This window comes from Halolamina pelagica, from assembly GCF_900115675.1.
Taxonomy (GTDB): domain Archaea; phylum Halobacteriota; class Halobacteria; order Halobacteriales; family Haloferacaceae; genus Halolamina; species Halolamina pelagica.
On the sequence record NZ_FOXI01000002.1, the window covers coordinates 89,775 to 111,753 of the forward strand.

The 21,979-nt window shown below is 69.2% G+C and carries 25 protein-coding genes; 7 read left to right on the plus strand and 18 right to left on the minus strand.

The window, feature by feature from the left end; translation table 11 throughout:
- Positions 1–19: 19 nt before the first annotated feature.
- The gene (locus BMZ83_RS03100) at positions 20–256 is read right to left on the minus strand and encodes a DUF7542 family protein (RefSeq protein WP_074875525.1); all 237 of its coding nucleotides are present in this window, start codon (positions 254–256) and stop codon (positions 20–22) included.
- Positions 257–383: 127 nt separating this feature from the next.
- On the opposite strand from BMZ83_RS03100, the gene BMZ83_RS03105 reads away from it, so the two are divergent.
- Entirely contained in the window at positions 384–752 is a 369-nt protein-coding gene (locus BMZ83_RS03105; protein WP_074875527.1) for a cupin domain-containing protein, read from the plus strand.
- Between the two features lies 1 nt (position 753).
- On the opposite strand, the gene BMZ83_RS03110 is transcribed toward BMZ83_RS03105, so the two are convergent.
- From BMZ83_RS03110 to BMZ83_RS03130, 6 genes are all read right to left on the minus strand, one after another.
- The gene (locus tag BMZ83_RS03110; protein ID WP_074875529.1) at positions 754–1,491 is read right to left on the minus strand and encodes a hypothetical protein; all 738 of its coding nucleotides are present in this window, start codon (positions 1,489–1,491) and stop codon (positions 754–756) included.
- Between the two features lie 2 nt (positions 1,492–1,493).
- Entirely contained in the window at positions 1,494–2,549 is a 1,056-nt protein-coding gene (locus BMZ83_RS03115) for a protoheme IX farnesyltransferase (RefSeq protein ID WP_074875531.1), read from the minus strand.
- A 3-nt stretch (positions 2,550–2,552) separates the two neighbouring features.
- Positions 2,553–4,265: a cytochrome c oxidase subunit I gene (locus BMZ83_RS03120; protein WP_074875533.1), complete on the minus strand. Its 1,713-nt coding sequence runs from the start codon at positions 4,263–4,265 to the stop codon at positions 2,553–2,555.
- Entirely contained in the window at positions 4,266–5,255 is a 990-nt protein-coding gene (locus BMZ83_RS17185) for a halocyanin domain-containing protein (protein WP_074875535.1), read from the minus strand.
- Between the two features lie 6 nt (positions 5,256–5,261).
- On the minus strand, positions 5,262–5,405 hold the full coding sequence (locus BMZ83_RS16725; protein ID WP_166623247.1) for a hypothetical protein: 144 nt from the start codon (positions 5,403–5,405) through the stop codon (positions 5,262–5,264).
- 127 nt (positions 5,406–5,532) lie between these two features.
- Positions 5,533–6,501, minus strand: coding sequence for a nucleotidyltransferase family protein (locus BMZ83_RS03130; RefSeq protein ID WP_074875537.1), 969 nt, complete (start codon positions 6,499–6,501; stop codon positions 5,533–5,535).
- Positions 6,502–6,596: 95 nt separating this feature from the next.
- Between BMZ83_RS03130 and BMZ83_RS03135 the strand changes: the two genes are divergently transcribed.
- The 5 genes from BMZ83_RS03135 to BMZ83_RS03155 all read left to right on the plus strand — a co-directional run bounded on the left by BMZ83_RS03135 (position 6,597) and on the right by BMZ83_RS03155 (position 11,388).
- Entirely contained in the window at positions 6,597–6,887 is a 291-nt protein-coding gene (locus BMZ83_RS03135; protein ID WP_074875539.1) for a transcriptional regulator, read from the plus strand.
- Positions 6,888–6,957: 70 nt separating this feature from the next.
- Entirely contained in the window at positions 6,958–8,550 is a 1,593-nt protein-coding gene (locus BMZ83_RS03140) for a DHH family phosphoesterase (protein ID WP_074875541.1), read from the plus strand.
- Between the two features lie 39 nt (positions 8,551–8,589).
- The gene (locus tag BMZ83_RS03145; protein WP_074875543.1) at positions 8,590–9,387 is read left to right on the plus strand and encodes a CBS domain-containing protein; all 798 of its coding nucleotides are present in this window, start codon (positions 8,590–8,592) and stop codon (positions 9,385–9,387) included.
- A gap of 52 nt (positions 9,388–9,439) precedes the next feature.
- Positions 9,440–10,225, plus strand: a complete 786-nt coding sequence (locus BMZ83_RS03150; RefSeq protein ID WP_074875545.1) for a hypothetical protein — start codon at positions 9,440–9,442, stop codon at positions 10,223–10,225.
- Positions 10,226–10,272: 47 nt separating this feature from the next.
- Entirely contained in the window at positions 10,273–11,388 is a 1,116-nt protein-coding gene (locus BMZ83_RS03155; protein WP_074875547.1) for a M24 family metallopeptidase, read from the plus strand.
- Between the two features lie 6 nt (positions 11,389–11,394).
- Here the strand turns inward: BMZ83_RS03155 and BMZ83_RS03160 are convergent, their stop codons facing one another.
- The 5 genes from BMZ83_RS03160 to BMZ83_RS03180 form a co-directional block, all read right to left on the minus strand.
- Complete coding sequence (locus BMZ83_RS03160; RefSeq protein WP_074875549.1) at positions 11,395–11,673, minus strand: hypothetical protein; 279 nt, start codon at positions 11,671–11,673, stop codon at positions 11,395–11,397.
- 70 nt (positions 11,674–11,743) lie between these two features.
- Positions 11,744–12,625, minus strand: coding sequence for an ABC transporter ATP-binding protein (locus BMZ83_RS03165; RefSeq protein ID WP_074875551.1), 882 nt, complete (start codon positions 12,623–12,625; stop codon positions 11,744–11,746).
- A complete protein-coding gene (locus BMZ83_RS03170; RefSeq protein WP_074875553.1) occupies positions 12,622–13,770 on the minus strand; it encodes a FecCD family ABC transporter permease in 1,149 nt (382 codons plus the stop codon). The genes BMZ83_RS03165 and BMZ83_RS03170 overlap by 4 nt, the downstream gene beginning before the upstream one ends.
- A gap of 6 nt (positions 13,771–13,776) precedes the next feature.
- Entirely contained in the window at positions 13,777–14,901 is a 1,125-nt protein-coding gene (locus tag BMZ83_RS03175; RefSeq protein WP_074875554.1) for an ABC transporter substrate-binding protein, read from the minus strand.
- Positions 14,902–14,985: 84 nt separating this feature from the next.
- Positions 14,986–15,465 (minus strand): YbaK/EbsC family protein, encoded by a 480-nt coding sequence (locus tag BMZ83_RS03180; protein ID WP_074875557.1) that lies wholly within the window; start codon positions 15,463–15,465, stop codon positions 14,986–14,988.
- An 84-nt stretch (positions 15,466–15,549) separates the two neighbouring features.
- On the opposite strand from BMZ83_RS03180, the gene BMZ83_RS03185 reads away from it, so the two are divergent.
- On the plus strand, positions 15,550–15,915 hold the full coding sequence (locus BMZ83_RS03185; protein ID WP_074875559.1) for a DUF7522 family protein: 366 nt from the start codon (positions 15,550–15,552) through the stop codon (positions 15,913–15,915).
- Between the two features lie 16 nt (positions 15,916–15,931).
- Here BMZ83_RS03185 and BMZ83_RS03190 read toward each other — a convergent pair whose 3' ends face one another.
- From BMZ83_RS03190 to BMZ83_RS03215, 6 genes are read right to left on the minus strand one after another with little or no spacing between them, the layout of a single operon-like run.
- Positions 15,932–17,416, minus strand: coding sequence for an NADH-quinone oxidoreductase subunit N (locus tag BMZ83_RS03190; RefSeq protein WP_074875561.1), 1,485 nt, complete (start codon positions 17,414–17,416; stop codon positions 15,932–15,934).
- Positions 17,416–18,945: a complex I subunit 4 family protein gene (locus BMZ83_RS03195; protein ID WP_074875563.1), complete on the minus strand. Its 1,530-nt coding sequence runs from the start codon at positions 18,943–18,945 to the stop codon at positions 17,416–17,418. The genes BMZ83_RS03190 and BMZ83_RS03195 overlap by 1 nt, the downstream gene beginning before the upstream one ends.
- A 1-nt stretch (position 18,946) precedes the next feature.
- Positions 18,947–21,031, minus strand: coding sequence for an NADH-quinone oxidoreductase subunit L (nuoL, locus tag BMZ83_RS03200; RefSeq protein WP_074875565.1), 2,085 nt, complete (start codon positions 21,029–21,031; stop codon positions 18,947–18,949).
- A 1-nt stretch (position 21,032) separates the two neighbouring features.
- A complete protein-coding gene (gene nuoK / locus BMZ83_RS03205; protein WP_074875567.1) occupies positions 21,033–21,335 on the minus strand; it encodes an NADH-quinone oxidoreductase subunit NuoK in 303 nt (100 codons plus the stop codon).
- On the minus strand, positions 21,335–21,709 hold the full coding sequence (locus BMZ83_RS03210; RefSeq protein ID WP_074875569.1) for a hypothetical protein: 375 nt from the start codon (positions 21,707–21,709) through the stop codon (positions 21,335–21,337). The genes nuoK and BMZ83_RS03210 overlap by 1 nt, the downstream gene beginning before the upstream one ends.
- Entirely contained in the window at positions 21,710–21,976 is a 267-nt protein-coding gene (locus tag BMZ83_RS03215; protein WP_074875571.1) for an NADH-quinone oxidoreductase subunit J, read from the minus strand.
- Positions 21,977–21,979 lie beyond the last annotated feature (3 nt).

Consider the following 21,979-nt stretch of genomic DNA (forward strand, 5'->3'; position numbering starts at 1 on the left):
CGGCCCGACTTGGTTTTCGCTACTCCTCGCCCCGATACAGCGGCGAGTCCGTGTCGGTACAGCCGGGGCGCCCGCAGACGCCGGCCTCGTCGCCGGCGCGCTGGACGCCGGCGGCGAGTTCGGGGAGCTGCCACGTCGGCTCGTGGCCCGTCTCGGTGCGGTGGTCCTCGACGAACTCCCGAGCCGTCCCCAGCGAGTCGAACGTCTCGGACAGGTTACAGTCCGCGCAGGTGACCGTGACTCGTTTCTCGCTCATTACCGACCCTACCGGTGCCGGACACTTAGCCGTCGCGGACCCGGCTTCCCGCACCGACGGCGCAGGCGGCCGGCTGACGAACGTGTTCGACACAACGCGGAGGTCGACCGCGACGTGAGGGTCACGCATGCCGGCAACCAGCGTCGACGCCGAGCGAACGTACGACGACGAACAGTTCTCCGCGCGTGGGTTTTTCCAGACCGAGCGCTCCAAGACCGTCTGTGGCTACTTCGAGCCCGGGCAGTTCATCCCGGTCCACGCGCCCGACAGCGACGTGACCGTCGTCGTCCACTCGGGCCACGGCGTCGTCCGCGACGGCGGGCGGACCCACGAGGTCGGCCCCGGCTCCGTCGTGACGGTGCCCGCCGGCGAGAAGCGCGGGGTGAAAGCCGGCGAGGAGCGACTGGAGGCCGTGCTCGTGACGGCGCCGCCGCCGACCGACGCCGAGCACGAGCCGGTCCGGAGGGGACTCGAAAACGACGAGTTCGAGCCTTGAACTACCCTTCGTCGACCATCGCGAGCCGGCGGGTGTACCGCCGGACCAACGCGCCGTCCTCGTCCTGGAGCACGACGGTGAACCGCTTCTCCCCGGTGACGGTCTCCATCTCGCGCTCGTGGACGGTGAACTCGTAGGGCGGATCGTCGTCGACGAGCAGCCGGTCGTCGCCGCTCCGGACCTCGATGCTGTCGACACCGTCGGTCTCGCTCAGGTGGCAGTGGACCGCGGTCCCGTTCTCCGTCGTCGACTTCGTACAGAGCAGGTCCGGGCTCACGTCGGCGCCGCCGGACTCGAGCGCGCTCTGGAAGTCGACGACCATCGGTCCGGCCGGGAACGTCCCCAACACGACGACGGCGACCAGAAACAGGGCGAGCATGCCGTTGGGCAGTCGCTTCCCGAGGCGCTGACGGACGCCCGTCGCCCGCCGCCACCGGAACGCGAGCGGAAGCACCACGAGGTGGTGGATCGGCCCGTAGAGGATCAGCAGGAACCCGTACGCCATCGGGTACCGCAACAGCTCGAGCGAGGGGTTGTACGAGTACAGCAGGTTCGCGCCGGCCCAGAGGAAGAAGCCGAAGAACACCAGCCCGCCGGCTTTCAGTACCTGCCAGCTGGTCGAGTTGGCGTAGTAGACCGTCTTGAGCGAGCTCCAAGCGTTGCCGACGAGGTCGCGAACGCCGACCGACGGCTCCTGGGGGCTCGGCCCGTCCTCGCCGTCGACGGGAGCGTCACCCATCGTCACTCACCCTTCCCGGGCCGTTCGTACTCCCGGGCCATCCGGAGTCGGAACGCCGCCATCCCGGCGCTCAGCCGGTCGGTCACGGGGCGCCACTCCCCGCCGACCGACGACGGCACGCCGCGAAGCGACGGTCGTGCAGTCCACATCCCGACGAACAGGGCCGGCACCGCCGCCAGCGACAGGAGCTGACTCCACGGCGACAGTCCGGGGGCGACGCCGCCGACGCCCCAGGCCGCGAACAGGACGGCGAGGAACAGGTTCGAGGTGAAGAACGCGCGAACCGCCGCGCGTTCGGTGCCGGCTTCGAGGAACGGCCGGAACCCGACCACGAACAGCGCGCTCCCGAGGGCGGCGGTGACGGCGTACGGCGGGCCGGCGAACGGAACGACGGCGGCGACGGTCGCGACCGTCGACCAGACCGCGTAGCGGATCCCCCGCTGGACCCGGGCCGTCGAGACGACCACCGGGAGCGTCGGCACGTCGACCGACGCGAACTCGTCGCGGTACACGTACCCCAGCGCCCACGCGTGGGCGGGCGTCCACGCGAACACGACGAGGGCCATCAGGATCGGTTCGACCGTGAGCGGGCGGACGGCGGTCCAGCCCGCGAGCACGGGGAACGAGCCCGCGGAGCCCCCGAGGACGACCCCGAGCCAGTGGCGTCGCTTGAGCGCCACCGTGTAGAGACCGACGTAGGCGGCGAACCCGAGCAGCATGTACACGACCGCGCGCGCGGGCAGTAGGGCGAGGCCGACAGCGGTCCCGATCAGCAGTAGCGTCGCCGCGAACCCGGCGGCGACGCGGTGATCGAGCCGGCCGCTCGGGAGCGGCCTGTCGGCGGTTCGCTCCATGTGCCGGTCGAGGTGTCGGTCGTACCAGCAGTTCCACGCCGCCGCGCTGGCGGCGACGCAAGCGCCGGCGACGACGAACCCGGCCAGCGTCGCCACCGAGGCGCCGCCGGCTGCCAGCAGCGAGAACGCGCCGGTGACCGACAGCAGCGTCACGATGCGCGGTTTGACCAGCGACCAGAGGTGGGTAGGGAGTTCGGTATCCATGTGTCAGGGGCCGATCTGCCAGATCGTCGAGAGCAGGTACCAGTTCAGCGCCCAGAGCGTGACGAAGGCGCCGAGGAACACGAGACAGAGCGTGAACGTCCCGCGCATGCTGTAGGCGTGGGCGGCTTTCCCCTCGCCACCGTCGGCGGCCGTGCGTCGAACGTCGCCCACCGGGCCGCCCTCGAACGGTTCCCCGAACAGCAGCGAGGCGAGGGCGACGACGACGAACAGCGCGCCGCCGAGGATGGACAGGATCGCGGCGACGCCGAACACCACGAAGAACGGTTTGGCCGGCGAGAAGCTGAACGCCGTCCCGGGGATGTCCATCACCGAGGGGTGACGCCGGGGCACGCCGAACAGGATGCCCGTGTACATCATCATCAGGACGGTCAGCCCCATCGCGCCGCCGTAGAGGAACGGCTGGATCCTCGCGAGCGGGCCGAACGACCAGTCCCGGCCGAACACCAGCCTGAGGACGTAGTAGCCCAGCCCCATGAACGCGAGTGTCGTCCCGGTGGCGACGGTCGCGTGGAAGTGCCCGACCGTCGCGAGCGTGTTGTGCCAGGTCATGTTGAGCTGCATCTGGCCCATCATGACGCCGGTGATCCCGCCGAGGAAGCCGAAGAGGATGATGCTCAGGATCGTCGCGGAGAAGCCCGGATCGTCCCAGGGGCTGCTCCAGAGCCAGCCGAACAGGCCGCCGGCTTTCCCCTTCGCACGGCGACCGACCTCGAGGCCGGCCGGGATCGCGAAGGCGTGGATCATGCTCGCCACCACCGCCCCGTAGGCGGCGTAGGAGGTGTTCCACATCCGCCAGCCCGCGGAGACGACGGGGTCGGACATCAGGTGGTGGGCCGCCCCCATGTTGATGAAGAACAGGTAGAGCACGAACGCCGCCCGGGAGACCTTCTGGCTCGCGACGACGGCGCCGCCGACGACGTGGGTCAGGAAGTACCAGACGGTGATCATCGCCAGCAGGTTGATCTGCTGGCTCCCGTGGCCGATGATCCAGTACATCTGTCGGTAGAACGCCGGGTCGAGGCTCTCGAAGTAGCCCACGCGCCACAGCAGCGTCGGCACGTAGGTGATCAGCCCGCCCAGCAGCGCTTCGAGCGCGACGACGCTCGTGATGAACGCGCCGAAGGTGACCAGCGGGAGCGTCTCGCTCGGGTGCTCCTGCTGGTGGTTCCAGAGCGTCGCGAGGAACGGCACCGCGGCGACGATGGCGCCGAGGACGAACACGGTCGCGCCCAGGTAGAACTGCCAACTCGACGGCAGCGGGACGTACGACGTGAGCAGCGGCGCCTGGTTTGGGTACTCGGTCAGCAGGATGGCGGCGTTCACCAGCACCGCGCCCGCCGCCATGATCACCCACCCGACCTTCGCCACGCTGGGCAGCGAGAGTCGGCGGCCGAGCACGAACGGGCCGCCCACGTAGAGGATGGCGATCTCCATGAACACCATCCAGAAGATGAGCAGGTTCCAGGCGTGGACGCTCAGGTACGTGTAGAAGTCGCCCGCCGAGAGCAGGCCGACCAGCTCCCAGCGGGTCATCGCGACCGCCAGCGCGAAGACGCCCCCGATCGCGAGCGCGAGGATCGCGGTCAACCCGTACAGCTTCACCATGTCCTCGGCGGACTTGTGGATGGTGAGGCCGGTGACGTTACACTCGCGGAACCCGTCGTCGTCGTACTCGTAGGTGCTGAAGCCGAACATCTAGACCACCTCCACGACGCCCTTCATCCCCATGCCGAGATGGGGCTCGCAGTAGTACTTGTACACGCCGCCCGTCTCGAACGTGTGTTCGAAGCTGAACCCCTCGTTCTCGATCGACTCGTGGCCCGCCCAGTCGGCGCCGTCTGGCTGGGAGTCGACCAGCACGTTGTGGGTGTTCGACGCCCACTCGAACGTGACCGTCGTCCCCTGTGACACCGAGACGGCCGGCGGGTCGAAGGCGTACGGGCCGCCGTTGCCCTCGGCGCCGACGGTGACGGTGACCTGGTCGGAGCCGGTCTCGTCGACGGTCGTCCCGTCGTAGTTCCCGGTTGCGCCGCCGCTGGCGTCGCCGGTGAACCAGCCGCCGTAGTCGGCGTTCCCGCCGTCGCCACTTGATCCGTCGCCGCCCTCCGCCGGCGGCGAGACGGCGGACTCGTCGTAGTCCCGCACGAGGAACTTCCCGTGCATCGAGCGGTGGCCCTCGCCACAGAACTCGTTGCAGACCACGTGGTAGGTGCCCGGGTCGTCGAAGGACATCTCCAGCACCCACTCGTAGCCCGGCAGGATCTGCAGCGAGATCTGCTGGCTCAGGTTGTCCGCGTTGCGCACGGAGAACCCGTGTTGCACGTCGTAGGAGCCGAGGTGGAACCGGTAGGTCTCCCCCGGCTTGAGCACGGCCGGGAGTCCGTCCCAGCCCCACTGGAGCGCCCCGACGTACACGTCGTTCCCGGCGGGGACGAGCAGCTCCTCGCCGTCGACGGTCAGGGTGCCCGCCGACCGTTTGTACCCCTGGACCTTCTCCCGGAGGCGCTCGGTGGAGACCTGGTAGGTCTGGCCGGTCTGGTTCTGCTCGCCGAACTCGGTCCAGCCGAGCATCCAGCCGAACAGCGTCAGCGCCCACACGCCGCTGATGCCCAGCCAGATGGACTCACGGCGATTGATCTTCTCGCTCCACCAGTCGCCGTCGGGGGAGGTGAGTGGTGAGTCCATCGTGGATCACCCCAGCGGGACCGTCAGCACGTCAACGATTCCCCAGACGACGTACGCCAGCATCCAGAAGATGATGGCGGCGAGCGCGAGGAGCCAGACGCTGTCCAGCAACTGCTGTTGCCACGGTGGCGTCTCTCTGTCCGTCGACATACTCGATACAGGAAGGAACAGTACCCTGAACGTACTCCCGAACGTATTCGCCAGCGGCGTCGAGACTGCAGGGAGACTCGACTCGCGACTCGGACGGTCGTGGAGGAAAAGCGGTCGAAACGGCGTCCTACTCCTCCCGATCGGCGACCCGGGAGTGGGCGCCGACGAGCGCCCCCGAGAGGTCCAGCCCCTCGACGTGGCTCGACGTGTCGACGATCGACTCCCGGAGCGTGGAGTCGACCACCGTGGCGTCCTCGAAGACGATGCTCCGGTCGAGTTCGCTGTCCTCGACGGTCGCGCCGGACATCACGTGGACGTTCTCCCCCAGTTCGGCGTCGACGGTCGCGTCGTCGGCGATCAGGTTCTCGCCGTCGAGCTTCCACGCCACGGCTTCGAGGTAGCTCTCGGGCGTCCCGATGTCGAACCACGCGCCGTCGAAGGTGAAGGCGTGGACGGCTTCCCGGGACTGGAGCCACTGGATGAACCATCCGGGCTCGTCGGGGTTGTTCTCGCCGTCGAGGTAGGTGTCGAACTCCGGCAGCGTCTCCTGGGGGAACGCGTAGCAGGCGATCGAGACCAGCGTGCTCTTGGGCTCGTCGGGCTTCTCCTGGAAGTCGACGATGCGGTCGCCCTCCAGATCGACCAGCCCGTACGAGGAAGCGCGCTCCTTCGAGCCGACGTCGTAGGCCGCGATACAGGGCGTGCCTTTCCCCCGGAAGAAGTCGCCGAACTCCGCGAGGTCGAAGGAGATGAGGTTGTCGCCGGCGACGACGAGCAGGTCGTCGTCGATGCCCTCGCGGTCGATCAGCTGGGCCAGCGCGCCCACGACGCCGAACTTCTCGTCCTCGTCGACGGTCTCCTCGACGGAGACGACGGGTTTCTCGAACCCGCTGTCGTCGATGTACTCGTGGAAGTCGTCGGCGAAGCGCTCGTTGGTGGAGACGTACACCTCCTCGACCCGGTCGTCGGCCTCCAGATCCGCGAACACGTCGTCGATGACGGTCCCCTCGCCGACGGGGAGGAACATCTTCGGTCGATTGCGGGTGATCGGCCAGAGCCGCGTGGCGTACCCGCCCGCGAGGACGATTGCCTTCATGGCCCCTGGGTTAGCCGGGACCCGGTAAACCCTTTTTCCATCGACGTCGCACAACGGCGGGAAAGTGGTTTGTTCGAGCCGTTCGAACTGCCCGCATGGACGAGGCGACAACCCGCCAGCGAATCGTCGACGCCCTCCGGGAGGGGCCGGCGACGCCCCGCGATCTCTCGAAACGCCTCGGCGTGCCCACGAGCGTCGTCTACGATCACGCCCGCCACGTCGCGAAGTCGCTCGAGAACGACGACGAGCAACTGCTGGTCGCACCGCCGACGTGTACGGACTGTGGCTTCTCGCGGTTCGACGACCCGCTCGCGGCGCCGAGCCGGTGTCCGGAGTGCAAGTGCGAGCGGCTCACCGAACCGGAGTTGGTGGTCGAGTCGGCGTGAGCAGCCGTCGGCCGCCCCGCTTGCACCGGTCGACGGTAAGGCTTTCCCGCACTCACCCACAGCGGACGGTATGGTCACCCGGCTGGTGCTGGGCTGTGGCGCGGTCGGCTTCGACCTGCTCCAGCAGTTGCCCGACAGGGAGACGACGGTCGTCACCGACGACGAACCCCGCGCCGAGAGCCTCCGCGAGGCCAGCATCGCCGCCGTCGAGGGCGACCCGACCGACCCGCGGGCTCACGCGCCCGATGCCGACATCGTCCTCGTCGCCAGCGACGACCCCGAGCGAAACCTGACCGTCGCCGAGGCCGCCCGGGAGACGTTCCCCGACGCGATGCTGATCGCCTACGCCGGCGAGGGCGCACTCCCGGCGACCGTCGACGCCATCCGGGCGGTCGCCGACCGCGTCGTCGACCCCACGACGGAGCTCGCCGACCGCGTGCTCGACCGCACGGTCGGTTTCGAGAGCGACCGTGCGCGTGGCCTGCGTCGTGCGCTGCTCGACGCCGCGGAGCCGATCGCGGTCGTCACACACGACAACCCCGACCCCGACGCCATCGCGAGCGCCGTGGCACTCTGTCGGCTCGCCGACCGGATCGGCGTCGAGGCCGAGGCCTGCTACCACGGCGAGATCAGTCACCAGGAGAACCGCGCGCTCGTGAACCTGCTCGATCTGCCGCTGGTTCGGCTCGACCCCGGCGACATCGGGGAGTACGGCGGAATCGCGCTTGTCGACCACTCCCGCCCGGGCGTCAACGACAGCCTGCCCGAGGACACCGAGGTCGACATCGTCGTCGACCACCACCCGCCGCGAGGCCCCGTCGACGGTGCGTTCGTCGACCTGCGCAGCGGCGTCGGCGCCACGAGCACGCTGCTGACGGAGTACCTCGACCGGTTCGACGTGTCACTGGACACGGAGACCGCGACGGCGCTTCTGTACGGGATCCGGATCGACACCAAGGAGTTCACCCGCGAGGCGTCGAAGGCCGACTTCGCGGCCGCGGCGTCGCTGATCCCGGACGTGGACGCCGAGACGCTCTCGCGGATCGAATCGCCCAGCATCTCCCTCGAGACGGTGTCGGTGCTGGCGTCGGCCATCGAGAACCGGACCGTCCGGGACCACGCGCTGTCGACGTGTGTCGGGGAGATCCGGGACCGCGACGCGCTGGCACAGGCCGCCGAGCGCCTGCTGGACATGGAGGGCGTCCGGATCACGCTCGTCTACGGGTTCAAGGACGAGACGATCTACGTCTCCGGCCGTTCCCGCGGCTCCGACCTGGACCTGGGGGAGACGCTGCGGGACGCCTTCGGCGCCATCGGCGACGCCGGGGGGCACGCCGACATGGCCGGCGCGCAGATCCCGCTGGGGATCCTCGGCGCGGCCGGACCGGAGCGAACCGGTTCGCTGGCGGAGATCGTCCGGGAGGTCGTCGGCGAGCGCTTCTTCGACGCGCTCTCGGACGCCCCCGACGCCCCGGTGGCCGACGAGACGCTGGAGTACGACTACGCCCCCGAGGGCGCGGCGTCGATCGCGGTTCCCTCCGGGAACCACGACGCCGAAGCCGACGACGGTGCGAACGACGCAGGTACTGACGCGAACGGCAGCACGGAGGCCGACGCCGACACGGACGACCCGGTAGGTGGCGACGACACGGACGACGCCTGAGCCTGTCCCTTTTTCGTCGGGCGGCCCCAACCGGGGGTGATGAGTGCCAAAGCGCGGGTCAAGGAGTACATGACCCGGGACGTAGCGACGGTCGACGCCGACGACACGGTCGACGACGTGGCCCGACGGATCGCCGAGAGCGACCACAACGGGTTTCCGGTGACCGACGGCCGCGAGGTCGAGGGGTTCGTCTCCGCCCGGGACCTGCTGTTGGCCGACGAGGACGCGCCGATCTTCACCGTGATGGTCGAGGACATCGTGGTCGCCCACCCCGAGATGGACGTGATCGACGCCGCGCGGGTCATCCTCCGGTCGGGGATCCAGAAGCTCCCGGTCGTCGACGACGCGGGCAACCTCACGGGGATCATCTCCAACACCGACGTGGTTCGCAGCCAGATCGAGCGGGCCACCCCCGAGAAGGTGGGCGAACTGATGGAGACGCTCCAGCACATCCACGACGTCGACGTCCACGAGGAGCGCCGCCGGGTCCGCCTCGACGACCTCGTTCCCACGCAGGACCGGGTGTACGCCGACGAGCTCGAGGGCCGACGCTACGAGCTCGAACACGGGCTCGCCGAACCGCTGGTGATCATCGCCAACGCGACCGGCGAGAAGGAACTGCTCCTGCTGACCGACGGCCACCACCGCGCGCTCGCGGCGGACCGACTGGGGATCGAGGAGATGGACGCCTACGTCATCGTCGTCGCGGCCGAGGACCCCGTGACCCTGGGGATGGAGAACACCGCCCGGAACGAGGGGCTCTCCTCCATCGACGACGTGGCGGTCGTCGACTACGCGCGCCACCCGCTGATCGAGACCACCAAGCGCCTACAGTAAGTTCGTTCCACCGCCGCCAGCCTTATCTTCCCCGGCTATCTGCTGAGAACGAATGTCCACTCTCGGCCGCGACGTCGTCGAGCGAGTCAGCCAACCTGAGTACACGGGGTCGAACCGGTGTCTCCCCTGTACCGTAGTCAACGTCGCCGTCGCGCTGGCGCTCTCGGCCGTCGTCACCGTCCTCACGAGCCCGCTCGCGGGTACGGCCGCACTGGCGCTCGCGCTGGCGGCGATCTACCTGCGTGGCTACCTCGTCCCCGGAACGCCCGAACTCACGAAGCGGTACCTCCCGGACCGCGTGCGCCGCTGGTTCGGGAAGGCGCCCGACCTCCCGGAACCGGGGGAGACCGTCGACGTGGAGGCGTACCTGCTCGACGCCGGCGTGCTGGCGGACCCGCCGGAGGGGGACGACCTCGAACTCGTCGACTCGGTCGCCACCGAGTGGCACGAGCTGATCGAGTCGGTCCGCGGGGAGCCGGCGGCGGCCGCGGGCGACGTGCTCGACCTCGCCGACCCCGGCGTCGAGGTCCGCGACGGCGCGACGGTCGTGACCGACGGCGGGCTCGCGGTCGCCGACTGGCCCTCGCGGGCGGCGTTGCTCGCGGATCTCGCCGCGGTCGGGGTGCTGGCCGACCGCGACCCCGAGTGGGGAACCCGCGACCGCGAGGAGCAGGGCCGGATCCTCGCCGGCCTGCGCCTGTTCGTCGAACGCTGTCCGGACTGCGGCGCGACCCCGGAACTCGGCGAGGGGACCGTCGAGTCCTGCTGCCGCCGCGCGCAGGTGTACACCTACGCGTGTCCGGACTGTGACGCGCGCCTGATGGAGATCGAGCAGTAGTCGCCGGGAGCCGGCAGCTATTCCTCCCCGCCGCCGTACTCCCACGCATGACCGACTCCGAGACGTTCCGGCGTCGAGTCCGCGAGGCGAAACGGCGACTCCGCGAGCGCGGCGACGACGCGCTCGTGCTGTTCCCCAGTCGGAACCTCCAGTATCTCGCCGACTTCGCCGAGGAGCCGGGGGAACGCCACCTGCTGTTGTTCGTGCCCGCCGAGGGCGAGCCCGTCTTCTTCGCCCCGGAGCTGTACGGCGATCAGCTCCGGGAGGCGTCGTGGGTCGCCGACGTGCGCACGTGGGGCGACACCGAGGATCCAGTCCCGCGGATCGCCGACATCGCCGCCGAACTCGACCTCGGGACGGGGCGGGTGCTCGTCGACGACACGATGTGGGCGCTGTTCACGCAGGACCTCCGGACGGCGCTTCCCGAGGCGACGTTCGGACTCGCGAGGGAGGTGCTGAGCGACCTCCGGGTCCGGAAGGACGCGGCGGAACTCGACGCGATGGAGCGCGCGGCGGCCGTCGCTGACGAGACGGTTCGGGACCTGCGCGAACTGGGCGAGGACGCGATCGGCCTGACCGAGGCCGAACTCGCCGCCGAGATCGAGGACTCACTCGAACGGAACGGCGGCACGGGCGTCTCCTTCGACACGATCGTCGGCTCGGGCCCCGACGGCGCCAAACCGCACCACCACCACGGCGAGCGGGAGATCCGGCCGGGCGACCCGGTCGTGCTCGACTTCGGGACCCGCGTCGACGGCTACCCCTCCGACCAGACTCGGACGCTCGTCTTCGGTGGCGAGGCGAGCGAGCAGGTCCGCGAGGTCCACGACCTGGTTCGCGAGGCCCAACAGGCCGGCGTCGATGCGGTCGAACCCGGCGTCACCGCCGAATCCGTCGACGCCGCCGCCCGCGAGGTGATCGAGGCGGCTGGCTACGGCGAGCAGTTCATCCACCGGACGGGCCACGGTGTCGGCCTCGACGTGCACGAGGAGCCCTACATCGTCGGCGGGAACGAGCGGGAGCTCGAACCCGGGATGGTGTTCAGCGTCGAACCCGGGATCTACCACCCGGGGGAGTTCGGCGTCAGGATCGAGGATCTGGTGGTCGTCACCGAGGACGGCTGTGAGCGACTGAACGACACTGACCGCGGCTGGCGCTGCTGAGGCCGGTCAGATCAGGTCGTCCGGGTCGTGTTTGGCGGCCATGCGCTTCGCTTCGGCGGCGTACTGCTCGCGCTTTTCGTCGGTCTCGCCGAGGTTCCGCGGGTCGGCGTCGATGCCGGCGGTGGTGTCGCGGTGGTCGCCGAAGGAGGTGAGCGCCCGCTCCTTCCGGAGGTAGCGCTCGCCGTCGGGCGTCGCGTAGACGAGGATGACGATGTTCTGCTCGTCGTCGGAGTAGGTGCGTTCGACGAGCCAGACGCGGACGGTATCGTCGGTGGAGTCGGCCATGGTCGAAGGGAGGGCGTGCGCGGGGAAAACTGTGCAGGGCGGTCTCGGCGTGTGGGAACGCGAGCGACGGTCAGTCGTCGTCGATCGCCCGTCGCGGCACGATGGTCGGGCCCTCGGACCCGAAGCCCACCTCGGCCTCGACGCCGAACACCTCCGCGAGCAGGTCCGGCGTGATCACCTCGTCGGGCGGGCCCCACTCGTAGGGAGTCCCGTCCTCGAGCGCGATGAGGTTGTCCGCGAACCGGGCCGCCTGCCCGATGTCGTGGAGGACGACACAGACCGTGACGCCCCGCTCCCGGTTGAGCTCCCGGGCCGCGTCGAGCACCCGGAGCTGGTGGTGGAGGTCGAGATACGTCGTCGGCTCGTCGAGGAGGAGCGCGTCGGTCTCCTGGGCGAACACCATCGCGAGCCAGGCCAACTGCCGCTGGCCGCCCGAGAGGTCGCCGACGTTTCGGTCGGCGAGGTGGCCGATCCCGACGCGCCCGATCGCCCGGTCGATCGCCGCCTCGTCAGTCTCGCTCAGCCCCTCGAAGAAGCCGCGGTGTGGGTAGCGGCCGTAGGTGACCAGCTCCCGGACGGTCGTCGAGTCCGGGGCGGTGTTCTCCTGGGAGAGCAAGCCGAGCCGCGTGGCGAGCTCGCTCGTGCCGTACTCGTCGACGCGCCGGCCGTCGAACCGGACCGCCCCGCGGTCGGGGTTTAGTTCGGCGTCCATCGCCTTCAGCAGCGTCGACTTCCCGCTCCCGTTGGGGCCGACCAGCGCCGTCACCTCGCCCGCGGGGACGACCAGCTTGTCCGTCTCGACGACCGGATCGTCGTCGCCGTAGGACAGCGCCACGTCCTCGACGGTGAGGTCGGGCGGCTCGTCGCCGCCGTCGCTGGCCGTCGACGCCGCGGCGTTCGTCTCGTGATCCGATCCCGTGGCGCCGACGGCACCGATGCCGAACAGGCTCATAGTTCACCCAGCGCGCCCTGGCGGCGCATCAGGTAGAGGAAGTACGGCCCGCCGATGAGCCCGGTGAGGATCCCGACGGGAAGCTGTGCGGGCGAGAGCGCCAGCCGCGCGCCCACGTCGGCGAGCGCGACGAGCGCGGGCCCGGCGAAGGCGGAGCCGACGACCAGGCGCTTGTAGTCCGAGCCGACGAGCTGGCGGACCATGTGCGGGACGATGAGCCCGACGAAGCCGACGATGCCGGCGACGGCGATGGCGGTGCCCGCCGCCAGCACGGCGACGCCGGAGAGCGCGAAGCGGACGCGTTCGACGCTCATCCCCAGCGACCGCGCGGTGCGCTCGCCGAGCAGCAGCACGTTGAGTTGGCGCGCGCCGACCAGGGTCACCGGCACGGTCACCAGCGTCCACGGCAGGGCCATCCGGACCTGTTCCCAGTCGACGCCCGTGAGCGAGCCGGTCGTCCACGCGATGGCCGTCTGGACGACGCCGAGGTCGTCGGCGAAGAAGAACAGCGCCGTCTGGAGCGAGCCGAACACCGTGGAGACGATGACGCCCGCGAGGACCAGCCGAACCGGGGTGGTGCCGCCCTTCCAGGCGATGGCGTACACCAGCGCGAACGCGACCGCCCCGCCGCCGGCGGCGATCAACGGCAGCATGAACGCGAGTTCGGCGAAGACGATCAGCGTGAGCAGGATCGCCAGCCCGGCGCCTGAGGAGACGCCCAGGATGTACGGCGAGGCGAGCTCGTTCCGGGTCACCGCCTGGAAGACGGCGCCCGAGACCGCGAGGTTGGCGCCGACGAGGACGGCGACGACGACTCGCGGCATCCGGATCTGCCAGACGATCAGCGTCTCCTTCGGCAGATCGACCGGGGCTGTCGACAGCCCGAGCAGTCCTGCGGCTTCCGTGCCGAGCCCCTCGCCGAGGAACAGCCGCAGTAGCACCTGCGGGTTCGTCCACACGATCGGGTCGAAGACGGCCCCCCAGACCGCCGAGAGCGGCATCGTGAACGTGCCGAAGCTCACCTGGACGAGCCCCGCCGCGAGGACGACCGCCAGGCTCCCGACACAGACGGTCACCAGCGGCGTGTCGACCCACGACAGGGCGTCACGGAGTCCGAGCGACGCCTCCCCGGTCTCACTGGCCATCAGCGATCATTCGGTGATGATCGACGCCAGTTCGTCGCGGTCGAACAGTTCGCCGGCGAAGGTGTCCGGGAAGTAGCCGGTCGCGTACCGCTCGAGGAGGAACAGGTGGTGCAGCGGGCCGGGGTAGATCGGGCCGCCGCGGAACACCATGTCGTTCTGGACGGCGGTGAGCTCGCCCGCCACGTCGTCGTCCTTCATGAACGCCAGGACGGTGTCCTCGAACTCCTCGCGGCTCTTGTCCTCGTGGCCGCGCAGGAGGATCGAGTCCGGGTCGACCTCCATGATCGTCTCGTAGTCGATGGTGCCGCGGTCGGACTCCGAGAGCCCCTCGATACCCGTGCCGGAGAGGGCGTCGCCGATTCCGAGGTCACGGAACGCCTTCTTGTTGCTCCCCTTGTCGGTGAGCCGGTAGGGGTAGAACGATTCCGGCTCGTCGCCGCCCGCGAAGCAGAGGAGCGCGTTGGGGCGGTCGTCCGCCGCGGGGAGGTCGGTCTGGATCTCGGTGACGTACTCGTCGTGGAACGACCGCAGCGCCTCGAAGCGGTCGACCTCCCCGTGGACTTCGGCGACCTTCCGGAACGCGTCGTAGAGCGTGTAGTACCGGTAGTCGTGCCAGCCGTCCGTCCGCCGGAAGATCGCGTTCCCGAGGAAGGGCGCGACCTCCTCCTCGACCTCGGCGACGTCCTCCTCGCTCAGCTTGAACGCGCCGTTGTTGATCAGCCACTGGGGGTCGATCATGTGGAGGTCGCTGTCCAGTTCGTAGAACACCTCCCTGCTGATCCCGGCGTCGCCGACGAGGGGGGTCATCGACTCCTCGTCGACGCTCACGCCCTCGAGTTCGTCGTAGTGGTCGGTGTGGAACCGGGAGGGGAGCCCCATGCTGACGATGCTGTCGCCGTGACCGAGCGCGACCGCCATGTCGCCGTAGTCGGGGAAGTAGTGGGCGACCGTCTCCGGCGGCGAGTCGAGCGTCACCTCGCCGGTCGGCGCCATCGAGACCGTGTAGCTCGCGTCGCCGTCGGTGTCCGTCGCGTTCCCCGTCGGCGTCCCGTCGCCGCCGGTACAGCCCGCTAATCCGCCCGCCAGCGCCCCAGCAGTCAGTCCCAGGAATCGTCGTCGGTTTTGCGTCACATGTTTTGGGCAGCCTAAACAGACATAAGCGCTTCGAAATTTAGGTTAGCCGAAAACGTTGGCACCTGGGACCGTTCAACACGCTCACTCAGTCACGTCGACGACTTCGGCGTCGGCCACTTCACGGAGGCGCTCGGGCTCGATTTCCCACAGCGACGTGGGCGTCCCCGCGGCGGCGAAGACCGTCTCGTAGGTTAGCAGCGCGGGATCGAACAGCGTCCCCAGGTCGGTCTCGTGGCAGATCGGCGGGACGCCGCCGATGGCCCACCCCGTCGCCTCCCGAACCAGTTCGGGCGAGGCCATCGACACGTCGGCCTCGTCGATCCCCGCCCACGCAGCGAGCGCGGCCTCGCTCACGCGGTTCCCACCCGAAGTGAGACAGAGCACGGGATCGCCGCCCACGTCGAAGACGAGGCTGTTCACGATCTGGCCGATCTCGCAGCCGACCGCCTCGGCGGCGTCGGCGGCCGTCGGGGTTCCCTCCTCGGGGAACTCCACCGGGTCGATCGACAGTCCGTGACGCTCGGCCGCGAGGTCGGCGAACTCGGTAACGCGTGCGTGCATACCCGTGGCTGGATCCCGGGCGGTTTGGCTCTAACGGGGAGCGCGCCGACAGATTCATTACCGTGTGTATTGTTAACTCCTACCATGCCCCGATCGGCGGACAACACGACCGACCAGCGGCTGACCGCCCTCGAACACGCCTGTCGGGGCGTCGTCGGCGACCGACTGCGGAGCGTCAGCGTCGACGGCCCCGACCACAGCACTACGCTCTATCGCCGCAGCGACCTCTCGCCCGGCGCCGACGCGCCCGTCCACGAGGCCATGGCCGAGGGGGCGTCCTGCCAGTCGCCCGTGTTCGCGGACGGGGGACGGACCGTCTGCTCGTTCGAGAACGGCTACGTCACCCGGATCCGGGTCGGCGAGACCAGCGTCGTCGCCACCTCGGACGGGATCAAGATGGATCGCGATACGGAGCTCTCGGCGGCGGTTCGGGGTATCCTGCACGAGTAAAAGGAACGGTCGCCGGTCAGGCGAACAGCGCCGTCGCGGCCTGCTGTGCCGTCTCGATCACCGGCCCGAAGCCGGGAAGCAGCACGACCGTCCCGATCAGCGCGACCGCCAGCGCGGCGTACAGCGCCGTCGGCGCGCCGCTCAGGTCGTGGTCGCCCTCCTCGAACCACAGCGCCCGCACGACGCGGGAGTAGTAGAACAGGGAGAGCGAGCTGTTGATCACCGCGATCACGACCAGCCACCAGAGGCCGGCCTCGACGGCGCCCGCGAACAGGAACAGCTTCGAGAAGAAGCCGCCCAGCGGCGGGACGCCCGCCAGCGAGAACAGGAACGCCGTCATCGCCACCGCGGCGAAGGGCTTCTCGGCGCCCAGCCCGTTGTAGTCCTCGAACCGGCGGCCGACGCCCCAGTTCTCCGCCAGCGCCACGAACAGGAACGCGCCCGTGTTCATGAAGCCGTAGACGAACAGGTGGGCCATCGCGGCGCCCATCACGTCGCCGTTGGTGCTGGCCTCCGCGGAGAGCGCGGCGAGGCCGATCAGCACGTAGCCGGCGTGCCCGATCGAGGAGTACGCCAGCATGCGCTTGACCTCGTCCTGGGTGGCCGCGGCGAAGTTCCCCAGCACCATCGTCGCCACCGCGAGCACCTGGAACAGCAGCGCCCAGTCGATCCCGGCGCTCGCCGCGGGCCCGAGCGGGAAGCCGACCACGAACACGCGGAACGCGAGCGCGAAGCCGGCGGCCTTCGAGGCCGAGGAGAGGAACGCCGAGACGGGCGCGGGCGCGCCCTCGTACGCCTCGGGCGCCCAGAAGTGGAACGGCACCGCGGCGGCCTTGAACGCGACCCCGCCGGCGACCATCAGCACGCCGACGCCGGCGATGCCGACGCGGTCACCGAGCCCGGACTCGAACGCCGCCGCCACGTCGGGCAGCAGCAGCGAGCCCGTGGCGCCGTAGATCAGCGAGACGCCGAAGACGAAGATCGCCGAGGAGAGCGCGCCGATCAGGAAGTACTTCAGGCCGGCCTCGCTGCTCCCGCGATCGTTCTTCAGGAACGCGACCAGCGCGTAGGACGGCAGGCTGACCAGCTCCAGCGCGACGAAGGCGGTCGCCAGCGAGTTCGCACTCGCCATCAGCGACATCCCCGTCGCCGCCAGCAGCATCAGGCCGAACAGCTCGCCCTGGTTCTCCTTGCCCGCGAAGTAGTCGAACGACGCCAGCGACACAAGGATCGTCACCGCGGCGAACAGCGCGGTGAAGAACAGCGACATGCCGTCGACGACGACCGCGTCCGCGTACAGCGAGACGCCGTCGGTCGCCAGCCCGGTGCCGGCGGTGAGGAACCAGCCCGCGGCGGCCAGCGAGGCCAGCGAGCCGACGACGGAGATGCCCGTGAGGACGCTCCCGTCGGTCGAGTCGGGCCAGACGCTGTCGTAGGTCAACACCGCGAGCGCCGTGAGCCCCAGCAGGAAGGTCGGGGTGAGCGGCGGTGCCGTCACCATCAGGCACCACCTCCGACCAGCGGGGCGATCGCGTTCAGGATCATGTCGAGGAACAGGTCAGGGGCGACGCCGAGCGCGATGACTGCCAGCAGCAGCACCGCGAGCGGCGCCACGTCGTGGAACGGGGCGGGACCGACCTCGTAGTCGGCGTCGAGGTCGAACGGCCCGAACAGGGTCCGCTGCATCGCGAGCAGCAGGTAGCCCGCCACGATGACGATGCCGAACATCGCCGCCGCGGTGAACAGCGGCGCGCTCGGGATCACCGTCGAGTGGAACGAGCCGACGAAGATGAAGTACTCCCCGGCGAAGCCGGCCATCAGGGGCAGCCCCATGTAGCCGAACGCGCCGGCGACGAAGATGCCCACCGTGACGGGCATCCGGTCGGCCAGCCCGGACATGTCGCCCACCATCCGCGTGTGGGTCGTGTTGTAGATGACGCCGACGGCCATGAACATCAGCCCGGAGATCAGGCCGTGGGCGATCATCTGGAACGTCGCGCCCGCGACGCCGAACTCGGTGAAGGCGATCAGGCCCAGCAGCACGTAGCCCATCGACGACACCGACGAGTAGGCCACGATGCGCTTGAGGTCCTCCTGTGCCAGCGCGAGGATCGCGCCGTAGATCACCGAGAACGCGCCGAGTGCGGCGATCAGGATCGCGAGATCCGACGCGATATCGGGCAGCATCGTGAAGTTGAACCGCAGCATCGCGTACGTCCCCATCTTCAGCAGCACCCCCGCCAGCATCACCGACGCCGGCGTGGGCGCCTCGACGTGGGCGTCCGGCAGCCACGTGTGCAGCGGCGCGACGGGCACCTTCACCGCGAACCCGACGAACATCGCGAGGAACGCGACCAGTTTCAGCGTCCCGGGGGCGAGCCCCATGAACGAGCTCACGTTGCCGCCGGCGTCGAGCGCCATCGCGACCTCCGGCAGCGACAGCGTGTCGATGCTGTCACCGAGGCCGCCGAAGGTGAGCGCGACGAAGCCGACGAACATCAGCAGGCTCGCGACGTTCGTGTAGACGAAGAACTTGATCGCGGCGTACTTCCGGCGCGGGCCGCCCCACACGCCGATCAGGAAGTACATCGGCACCAGCGTCGCCTCCCAGAAGACGAACCAGACGAAGAAGTCCAGCGCGGTGAACATCCCCAGCAGGTTCGCCTCCATGAACAGCATCAGGCCGTAGAACTGCGACTGTCGGTCGTCGATCGGCGTCCACGCGCTCACGATCGCGAGCGTGGTGAGGAACGCCGTCAGCACCACCAGCGGCAGGCTGATGCCGTCGACGCCGGTGAACCACTGCACCTGATACCCCGACAGCGTCAGCAGGTCGAACTTCGTCTCGAAGGATAGCGTCCCGCCCGCGAGGGCGTTGCCGCTCCCGTCGAACTGTGCCCACATCCAGAGCGTCCCCACGAGGGGGACGAGGCTCAGCGCCGCGCCGACGCGGTTCGCGACCTCGTCCGGGACGAGGAGCGTGAGCAGCGCGGCGACGAACGTGAAGCCGATGAGCGTCTCGATGATCATCTCAGAACCACCCTCCGTAGATCGCAAAGCCGACGAGTAACACGGTCAGCCCGAGGGTGAGCATCGCGGCGTAGTGGGTCACGAGCCCGTCCTGGATCCGCTTGATCCGGGAACCGCCGAACAGGCTCACGCTGGAGACGCCGTTGACCACGCCGTCGACGACCGCCTGATCGAACACGTCGGCGGCCTTCGACAGCGGGAGCACGACGCCCTCGGCGAGCCAGACCTGGTACTCGTCCTGGTAGTAGTTGTTGTACAGCACGTCCTTGAGGACCCCCAGCTTGTCGGTGTAGGGGTCGGGGTCGGTACCGCCGTAGAGGACGTACGCCGCGCCGGCGCCGAAGAGTGCGAGCGCCAGCGAGAGCAGTCCCACGAGGTACGACGGCAGGGCCGCCGCCGTCATGCCGGCGCCGTAGTCGGCCACCAGCAGGTGGTGGTAGTTGTACCCGCTGGTGCCGAGCGCTTCGGCCCAGCCGGCACCCTCGGTCCCGTAGAGCCACTTGTGCAGGAAGTCGATCTCCGCGCCGGTCAGGTCCTTGACCGGGACCATGTTGACGAACCCGACGGTCGTCGCCAGGATCCCCAGGACCACGAGCGGGAGTTTGACGTTCCAACCCGGCTCGGTCGCCTCGCGAGCCGTCTCGGTGCGGGGCTCGCCGTGGAAGGTGAGCATCACCATCCGGAACGTGTAGAAGCCGGTGAACAGCACCGCGATCAGGCCCATGCCGTAGGCGACCAGCAGCGCGGTGCCGAGGCCGCTCGTCGTGCCGAGCCCGTGGACGAGCGCCTCGTAGAGCACCTCGTCCTTGGACCAGAAGCCGGCGAAGGGCACGATGCCCGCGAGCGCGAGCGAGCCCGCGAGGAACGTGTAGTAGGTCACGGGCATCCGGTCCTTCAGGCCGCCCATGTCCCACATGTCCTCGTTGTGGTGCATCGCGATGATGACCGAACCGGCGCCGAGGAACAGCAGCGCCTTGAAGAACGCGTGGGTGAGCAGGTGGAACGTGCCGGCGACGTAGCCGCCGGCGCCCAGCCCCAGCATGATGTAGCCGTACTGGGAGATGGTGGAGTACGCGAGCACCTGCTTGATCTCCCTCTTGACCAGCCCCATCGACGCCGCGAACAGGGCGGTGAACGCGCCGACGAGGGCGATGACCGCCATCGCGGTCGGCGAGAGCGCGTAGAACCCGTACATCCGGGCGACGAGGTAGACGCCGGCCGCCACCATCGTCGCCGCGTGGATCAGCGCCGAGACGGGGGTCGGACCCTCCATCGCGTCGGGCAGCCACGTGTGCAGCGGGAACTGGGCGGACTTGCCGATCACGCCGCCCAGCACCAGCAGGCCGACGACGGTGAACCACGCCGTCGGCTCGAGGCCGAGGAACGTGTTCACCGTCGCCTCGCCCTGGATCGCCTGTTCGGCCAGGTGCGGGAACGATTCCTCGCCCGCGAACGCCGCCGTCCCGAACGTCGCGAAGACGGCGACGACGCCGATCAGGAAGAAGTAGTCACCGAAGCGGGTGACCAGGAACGCCTTCTTCGCCGCGCTGGGCGGGCCGGACTGGCGGAACCAGAAGCCGATCAGCAGGTACGAGCAGAGCCCGACCAGCTCGAAGAACATGAACGCCATCAGGAGGTTGTCGGCGACGACGAACCCCAGCATCGAGGCGGTGAACAGGCCCAGCCCGGCGTAGTACCGGGGGAGGCCCGTCTCGCCCTCGTCGTTCATGTAGCCGAGCGAGAACACGTGGACCAGCAGCGCGACCAGCGAGACGATGAGCAGCATCATCGCCGACAGCGGGTCGAGCAGGAGCCCGAACGTGAGTTCGAGCGGCTGGCTCAGGCTGCCGGTGGCTTCCGCCCCCGCAGCCCACGTGTAGATCGTCTCGTTGTACGTCTCGCCGCCGCTGACGGTGAGGAACACCCATGCGGAGAGCAGCAGGGAGCCGGCGGTGGCCGCGATCCCCGGGAGGGCGCCGCCCTTGGGCAGCAGGTCCCGCCCGGAGAGGGCGACCCCGACCGCGAGACAGAACGAGAGGAACGGTAGCAGTACGATCGCCGGTGCGTAGTCGAATGCTCCTACCATCTTACCACCTCATCGACTGCGGGACAGTCACGTCGACGTCCTTGAAGTTGCGGTACAGTACGAGGATGATGCCGATGCCGACAGCGACTTCGGCGGCTGCCAGCCCCATCACGAACAGGCTCATCACCTGCCCGGTGAGGTTGCCCCACTGGAGGCTGAACGCGATGAAGTTGATGTTCGCCGCGTTGAGCATCAGCTCCACCGACATCAGGAACAGCAGCGCGTTCTCGCGGGTCAACAGCCCGAAGAGGCCGATGGAGAACACGGCCGCCGAGAGCACGAGGTAGTACTCGACGGGGACCATCAGTTCTCCACCTCCGTGTCGTCGGTCGTCGAGGAGCGTGGCTCCTCGCGCCCGCCGTCGGTGAGCGCCGTCGACAGCCCCGCGCTGTCACCCTGTCGGCGCGCCAGCGTCACGGCGGCGACGGTCGCGACCACCAGCACGAGGCCGATGATCTCGAACGACGCGAGGAACCCCTCGACGGAGACGGCCGCCGACGCCTGCAGGTCGATCAGCGCGTAGCCGATCCCCGCGACGAGCGAGGCGTCCTCGGGGAAGCCCGCCGACTCGCCGAAGTTCGCGGTCAGGAACACCGCTGCGAGGACGACGAACAGGACCGACGCCGCCAGTCCGTTGACGTAGTTCGTGTCCGTCTTGAGCTCTGGTCGACTGACCATCTAGCTGTACACCTCCGCTTTCTGCTTCTCGGTTCGCGTGAGCATGACGGCGAACGTGATGAGCACGAGCACGCCCCCGATGTAGACGAGGATCTGCATCGTCGCCGGGAACGTGGCCTGCAGCATCACGTAGTGCACCGCCAGGCTCGTCAGCGCGCCGCCGAGCAGGAGTGCGCTGTGCCAGGGGTCCTTCACGAGGACGACCCCGAGGGCACAGCCCACCGTCACGGCGGCGAACAGCGCGAACGTGATTGTCTCTGTGACCATTGT

What these genes read in the sequence shown, in the direction of transcription:
- BMZ83_RS03155 (WP_074875547.1), top strand. Translation starts at nt 10,273, where the DNA reads ATGACCGACTCCGAGACGTTCCGGCGTCGAGTCCGCGAGGCGAAACGG.
- BMZ83_RS03150 (WP_074875545.1), top strand. Translation starts at nt 9,440, where the DNA reads ATGTCCACTCTCGGCCGCGACGTCGTCGAGCGAGTCAGCCAACCTGAG.
- BMZ83_RS03170 (WP_074875553.1), bottom strand. Translation starts at nt 13,770, where the DNA reads ATGGCCAGTGAGACCGGGGAGGCGTCGCTCGGACTCCGTGACGCCCTG.
- BMZ83_RS03100 (WP_074875525.1), bottom strand. Translation starts at nt 256, where the DNA reads ATGAGCGAGAAACGAGTCACGGTCACCTGCGCGGACTGTAACCTGTCC.
- BMZ83_RS03160 (WP_074875549.1), bottom strand. Translation starts at nt 11,673, where the DNA reads ATGGCCGACTCCACCGACGATACCGTCCGCGTCTGGCTCGTCGAACGC.
- nuoK (WP_074875567.1), bottom strand. Translation starts at nt 21,335, where the DNA reads ATGGTCCCCGTCGAGTACTACCTCGTGCTCTCGGCGGCCGTGTTCTCC.
- BMZ83_RS03145 (WP_074875543.1), top strand. Translation starts at nt 8,590, where the DNA reads ATGAGTGCCAAAGCGCGGGTCAAGGAGTACATGACCCGGGACGTAGCG.
- BMZ83_RS16725 (WP_166623247.1), bottom strand. Translation starts at nt 5,405, where the DNA reads ATGTCGACGGACAGAGAGACGCCACCGTGGCAACAGCAGTTGCTGGAC.
- BMZ83_RS17185 (WP_074875535.1), bottom strand. Translation starts at nt 5,255, where the DNA reads ATGGACTCACCACTCACCTCCCCCGACGGCGACTGGTGGAGCGAGAAG.
- BMZ83_RS03165 (WP_074875551.1), bottom strand. Translation starts at nt 12,625, where the DNA reads ATGAGCCTGTTCGGCATCGGTGCCGTCGGCGCCACGGGATCGGATCAC.
- BMZ83_RS03195 (WP_074875563.1), bottom strand. Translation starts at nt 18,945, where the DNA reads ATGATCATCGAGACGCTCATCGGCTTCACGTTCGTCGCCGCGCTGCTC.
- nuoL (WP_074875565.1), bottom strand. Translation starts at nt 21,031, where the DNA reads ATGGTAGGAGCATTCGACTACGCACCGGCGATCGTACTGCTACCGTTC.
- BMZ83_RS03105 (WP_074875527.1), top strand. Translation starts at nt 384, where the DNA reads ATGCCGGCAACCAGCGTCGACGCCGAGCGAACGTACGACGACGAACAG.
- BMZ83_RS03190 (WP_074875561.1), bottom strand. Translation starts at nt 17,416, where the DNA reads ATGGTGACGGCACCGCCGCTCACCCCGACCTTCCTGCTGGGGCTCACG.
- BMZ83_RS03115 (WP_074875531.1), bottom strand. Translation starts at nt 2,549, where the DNA reads ATGGATACCGAACTCCCTACCCACCTCTGGTCGCTGGTCAAACCGCGC.
- BMZ83_RS03180 (WP_074875557.1), bottom strand. Translation starts at nt 15,465, where the DNA reads ATGCACGCACGCGTTACCGAGTTCGCCGACCTCGCGGCCGAGCGTCAC.
- BMZ83_RS03215 (WP_074875571.1), bottom strand. Translation starts at nt 21,976, where the DNA reads ATGGTCACAGAGACAATCACGTTCGCGCTGTTCGCCGCCGTGACGGTG.
- BMZ83_RS03120 (WP_074875533.1), bottom strand. Translation starts at nt 4,265, where the DNA reads ATGTTCGGCTTCAGCACCTACGAGTACGACGACGACGGGTTCCGCGAG.
- BMZ83_RS03140 (WP_074875541.1), top strand. Translation starts at nt 6,958, where the DNA reads ATGGTCACCCGGCTGGTGCTGGGCTGTGGCGCGGTCGGCTTCGACCTG.
- BMZ83_RS03130 (WP_074875537.1), bottom strand. Translation starts at nt 6,501, where the DNA reads ATGAAGGCAATCGTCCTCGCGGGCGGGTACGCCACGCGGCTCTGGCCG.
- BMZ83_RS03185 (WP_074875559.1), top strand. Translation starts at nt 15,550, where the DNA reads ATGCCCCGATCGGCGGACAACACGACCGACCAGCGGCTGACCGCCCTC.
- BMZ83_RS03135 (WP_074875539.1), top strand. Translation starts at nt 6,597, where the DNA reads ATGGACGAGGCGACAACCCGCCAGCGAATCGTCGACGCCCTCCGGGAG.
- BMZ83_RS03210 (WP_074875569.1), bottom strand. Translation starts at nt 21,709, where the DNA reads ATGGTCAGTCGACCAGAGCTCAAGACGGACACGAACTACGTCAACGGA.
- BMZ83_RS03110 (WP_074875529.1), bottom strand. Translation starts at nt 1,491, where the DNA reads ATGGGTGACGCTCCCGTCGACGGCGAGGACGGGCCGAGCCCCCAGGAG.